This window comes from Sporomusa sp. (assembly GCF_057736855.1).
On record NZ_JBYKYF010000437.1, the window covers coordinates 1 to 1,946 of the forward strand.

The 1,946-nt window shown below is 43.3% G+C and carries 2 protein-coding genes; both read right to left on the minus strand.

The features are described from left to right. Window positions 1-136: 136 nt before the first annotated feature. Complete coding sequence (locus AC29Z1_RS17335) at window positions 137-514, minus strand: CidA/LrgA family protein (protein WP_488272694.1); 378 nt, start codon at window positions 512-514, stop codon at window positions 137-139. Between the two features lie 287 nt (window positions 515-801). Beyond that, a partial coding sequence (locus tag AC29Z1_RS17340) for a methyl-accepting chemotaxis protein (protein WP_488272695.1) occupies window positions 802-1,946 on the minus strand: 1,145 nt, incomplete at its 5' end.

Here is a 1,946-nt window from a genome sequence, read left to right on the forward strand (position 1 = left end):
ATGGAAGACGCACTTAAAATAGCGATGATAGTCACCGGGCACACGACCAGAGGTGATAACAGTAAATGATTCACCCGTTGATAAAGCCGCTTAGATCCTATATATACTCCTATGGTTAGCCATAGGCCGAAAAAGATCAGCAAGTTCGATCTCCCTTTCTTCGATGGTAATTTATCAACTCTGCAGCCAGAATTACGAAAACTAAAACTGCGACAATGCTGACTACGATGGTAACAAATAAACTAAGTAAAATGGGGCCTGTAAACGAATTTTTATATTCGATTATACCAACCGACGATGGAATAAAAAATAGCAGTAATTCTGCCAGTAAAAAGTTCGCGCCTGTTTCCAGCCATTTCATTTGAACTATCTTATAGTGCAATAACAGAAAAAGTAGTGCCATGCCAATAACACTACCCGGAATACCAATGTTTAGAATTCGGGATATGATGGTTCCAAGAAAACTAATGCCGCATAAAATCAAGATTTGAGCAAGTAATCGCAAGTATTTCATTTTTTCACCTCATCTATTTATAGTTTACATGGGATTACAGAAATAATAAAATACCTGTAATGTATGTAAGGTATGCACGTAAGCTATATTTTGCAGTAAGATTCGGAGGTATTTGGTGGATATTTTACATTTGAGCTATTTTTTGCACAAAACTGCTGAACGTATTAAGCCAGACAAATGTATACTAACGAATGTAATCCACACGTAAATAAATATAGGCAAAATAAAAATAAGAAACAGAAAAGTTCCTTAATCGGAACATCCTGTTTCTTATTACAACACTCGAATTAAATCCGAAACTTATTGATAGCTTCCCTAAGTTCCATTGCCAAATCAGCGAGATTTTGACTGGAAGAGGCAATTTCCTGCATCGAGGCTGACTGTTCTTCGGTGGCTGCAGATACGGTTTCAGATTGTGTCGACGTCTTTTTACTCAAGTTATCGATACGGTTTACTGCCGTAACAATCTGCTGGCTGCCGCTAGCCATTTGTTCAATTGCCGTAGAAACTTCTTTTATTTGATCAGATACTTGTGTTACCAATTCTACAATTTCTTGGAAGGCTTGTCCGGCAGCATTAACGACTTCTGCTCCTACCCTTACTTCGCGGGTGCCTTCATTCATAGCATGAACAGCTTTATCGGTCTCTCCCTGAATACTGCTAATAAGTTCAGCAATCTGCTTGGCTGCTTCTTGTGACTGCTCGGCAAGCTTGCGCACTTCTTCGGCCACGACGGCAAAGCCGCGGCCCTGTTCTCCTGCCCGAGCGGCCTCGATAGCGGCATTAAGCGCCAGCAAATTAGTTTGTCCGGCAATACCTGAGATCGCATCAACAATCTGGCCGATTTCCTTAGACTGTTCACCCAAGTTAGCAACTACCTTGGCAGAAGCATTCACCGTCTGTTCGATTTGCGTCATTTGGCTGATTGCCTTATTCACAGACTGGCTTCCCTCATTAGCTTTTGCGGCAGCCTGGGCAGATTGGGCAGCTACTCCGTGAGTAGTGGCTGCAACCTGCTGGATGCTGGCAGATATCTGCTCAACCACAGCAGAGGTGTCATTGGCAGCTGCAAGCTGTTCGGCAGCGCTTGTCGCTATATCGGTAATGGCAGTCGCGATCTGGTTGGCCGCTTGTGCTGATTGATCGGCACTGGCTGTCAATTCTTCGCTGGAAGCTGCTACCTGTTCCGATTGGGAGTGTACTTTTGCGATAAGTTCACGCAAATTCGTTTTCATTTGCCGGAACCCTTGTGCCAGTTGACCGATTTCATCGTCAGTATTCACATTTACTTCCCGCTCTCGCAGGTCGCCTTGTGCCAGCAGCAGACATTCGTCCCGGATTAGCAAAATAGGCTTGCTGAACTGTTTGGCAATAATTATGATTAGCGCGGCAAGAATAAATAAGCAGAGCAGTGAAATAATTAGCATAGTAC

What these genes read in the sequence shown, in the direction of transcription:
- AC29Z1_RS17335 (WP_488272694.1), bottom strand. Translation starts at nt 514, where the DNA reads ATGAAATACTTGCGATTACTTGCTCAAATCTTGATTTTATGCGGCATT.